Origin of the sequence: Chlorobium sp., assembly GCF_049593655.1 — a bacterium.
In the GTDB taxonomy this organism is placed as follows: Bacteria; Bacteroidota; Chlorobiia; order Chlorobiales; family Chlorobiaceae; genus Chlorobium.
Genome location: NZ_JBAWHG010000065.1, coordinates 1 through 3,045, shown reverse-complemented (window position 1 = coordinate 3,045; position 3,045 = coordinate 1). Strand labels below are relative to the sequence as shown.

The 3,045-nt window shown below is 56.6% G+C and carries 2 protein-coding genes; both read left to right on the top strand.

Annotated features, from left to right (window positions below; translation table 11 throughout):
• Positions 1-252: 252 nt before the first annotated feature.
• Complete coding sequence (locus tag WBP50_RS11130; protein ID WP_423934503.1) at positions 253-1,122, top strand: SDR family NAD(P)-dependent oxidoreductase; 870 nt, start codon at positions 253-255, stop codon at positions 1,120-1,122.
• Between the two features lie 162 nt (positions 1,123-1,284).
• Positions 1,285-2,853: a S1 family peptidase gene (locus WBP50_RS11125; protein WP_423934501.1), complete on the top strand. Its 1,569-nt coding sequence runs from the start codon at positions 1,285-1,287 to the stop codon at positions 2,851-2,853.
• Positions 2,854-3,045: the final 192 nt, after the last annotated feature.

The following is a 3,045-nucleotide window of genomic DNA, read 5'->3' as shown; positions in this document are numbered from 1 at the left end:
GCATCGAGCGGCCTTTTGGCTATGGCCTCGTGCAGGGATTTGAAGTTGCTGCCGGTTCCGGAGCAGAACACGGCAAGGCGGATTTTATGGTTGGGCATGCGGTTGTTCGGTGTTTCGGCGTAGCTGATAGTTTTCCTGCCTTAATATGCATCCGTGGAGGACTTTTTTCAAACGGCAGGGTTTGCCGATCTGCCATTGCATGATTTCCGAGGGGTTTTCCGGCAAGCTGCCGGAAGCGGTATATTTAACCTCATGAAAAGAGAGAACGATAATTCTTTGCAGAGCGACATGGATACTTTCTGGAAAGGCAAAAGCGCCATCGTGACGGGTGCGGCTTCCGGCATCGGGTTTGCACTTGCTGCCGGACTCACTGAACGCGGTTCGAGGGTATGGATGGCAGACATCGACGGTGCAAGGGTGCAGAAAGCTGCGGCATCGCTCGGTTCCGGCGTGCATCCCGTGACGCTCGACGTGTGCGACGCCGTTGCGTTCCGCAAGGTTGTCGAAGGTGTCGCGCGCGATGCGGGCGCCGTCGATTTTCTCTTCAACAACGCAGGTATGCTGTTTTCGGGCGAGGTTCTCGACTCCGACGAGGCGCAGTGCGACAGGATCATCGATGTCAACATCCGGGGAATGGTGAACGGAACGCTGGCAGCCTATCCCCTGATGGTCGGCCGGGGGCGCGGCCATATCGTCAATATGGCTTCGCTTGCGGGGCTTGCTCCCGCTCCGCTGCTTTCCATGTACTCCATGACCAAGCACGCCGTGGTGGGGTTCAGTTCGAGCCTCCGTTACGAAGCCGAACGGCACGGCGTGCGCATCAGCACCATCTGTCCTGCGGGCGTCGATACGCCGCTGCTCGACGAAGGTCCGCTTTCGGGAGCCGAATCGGAGAGGTGGCGGCCGGATGTGCGGAACTACCTGACCCTTGCCGCCGGTCGGCTCTGCACCCCGCAGCAGGTTGCCCGCGAAGCCCTGCGGGGAGTGGAACGCAACCGGGAGCTGATCATCATACCCGCCCGTGCGCGCCTGACGGCGCTGGCATACCGTTTCGCCCCCGGCCTCGTCGCCGCATTCGGCAGGCAGGTCGTTGCGACGGTGATCGGGAAGGGAAGGGGATGAGGTGTTATGCCGGAAATTTCCGTACCTTTACCGTAATGCTCTTCCTGCTGCACAACGGCGCAGCGAAGGCATTACGACATGTGTACGCTATGATGCGACTGCTCCCGAGTGACTGATGTGCCCCGATGATCGACGTTTTCCGCCCGATGCAACAGGCTGTTCATGCTTTATTTTCGTGGTATCAACAACAACGCAGTACCCATGTGGCAGATCGTTTTCATGCTTCTGGTTTCGCTGGTGCTCTCATCCTGCTCGAAAAAACCGGAAGATCCGCAAACGCTGTACGAGAAATACCGCAGCAGCGTGGTGCTCGTCAAGAACCAGTACTACTACTCCCTTACCTTCGACAACGGCATGCGCCTTTTCTTCACGCTGAACGAAAAGGGAGCCCCGCCCGAGATTTACGATACCGAGGGCGAAGCCGTCGAGCATGCGAGCATCGCGTTCGGTACCGGGTTCTTCGTGAGTCGGGACGGCAGGATCGCCACGAACCGCCATGTGGTGAACCCGCTGAACCAGGGGAAGGATGCCGCCGGCTACATAACACGGATAATCGCCGAAATCAAGCGGATACTGGGCGAAAAGATCGAGGAGAAGATCGCCGAACAGAACAAATTGCGAAACTACTTCGATACCAACTACTACAGTCTCGATGAGAACTCGATCAGCGAACTGAAGCAGGCCTATGCGAATCTCGAAACGCAGATCACCGAGATGAAAGGTTTGCTCGGCAGAATCTCCTACAACCCCGACAATACGACGATACAGGTGCATGTGGTGGATATCGGCGTGGCTTACGACAACACCTACGTGACTTCGCTTCAGGACTTCAAAAGCTGCGTGGTGGTGAAGCAGTCGGGCGACGAGGCTGTGGATCTGGCCCTTATCCAGCTCAAGGACAAGCGCACGCCGGAGCATATCACGGAGTTCATTTCGCTGGAAGGGGAGGAGGGAAAGCCGGAAACGCCGCCTGCAATCAACGACGACGTGTACATGATCGGCTACAACTACGGACTCGAACTTGCGGTAACGAAGGAGGGCATCAAGTCGCAGTTCACGGCGGGCAAGATCACCCAGGAGCCCGACGACAACCGCATGCTGTACTCCATACCCACCCTGCCGGGATCGAGCGGCAGCCCCATCATCGACAAGTGGGGGAGGCTCGTGGCGGTGAACTTCGCCAAGATCTCCGATACGCAGAGTTTCAGCTTCGGCATACCGAAAGAGCGGCTCGTGGAGCTGCTCGGCACGACGGCTTCAGGTGCGGACGCGGGAGCTTATGCCGAGCGGGTTGAATCGGACAGTCCACCTGCAGCGGCCCCGGCTCCTGCTCCTTCACCGGCGCCAGCCACGGCCCCGGTTTCTCCGGCCCTGCAGGCCAACCGGGACGAGGTGTACCGGAGCGCCATCCGCGGATTCGTGGCCGCCGAGGACAGCAGGAATTTCGACAGGCTCTTCAGCTTCTTTTCGGACAGCCTCATTCGCTTCTGGGACCTCTCGAACCCCACCTATAACGACCTGCTGAACCGGTACCGGTACGTATGGGGCAAAACCAGCCAGTCGCGCAACCTCATCACGGATATCCGCAAAATCACCGACCGCACCTTCGATCTGTATACCGAGTACGAATATTACGACCGGCGCAGGGAGAGGACCATATCGAAAAGCAGTCGGGTCCGCTACCATTTCGACGGATCGGGGAAGATTGATGAGGTGTATGGGGTTGAGTGAGATGAGATAGGTTAGAGTCTTTTTTATCTAGAAGTGCACTTTCTGCGATTTTTTTCTGACTTTTCTCATTTAAGTCGATGTATGGGTAATTATTCTTATTAGTTGTGTTTGTGTTTTGAAGATAAATTTCTTTAATTAATAATAGGTTTTGTTGATTTTCTCTAGTTTATATTCGGTTCTACCGAGTAAGGA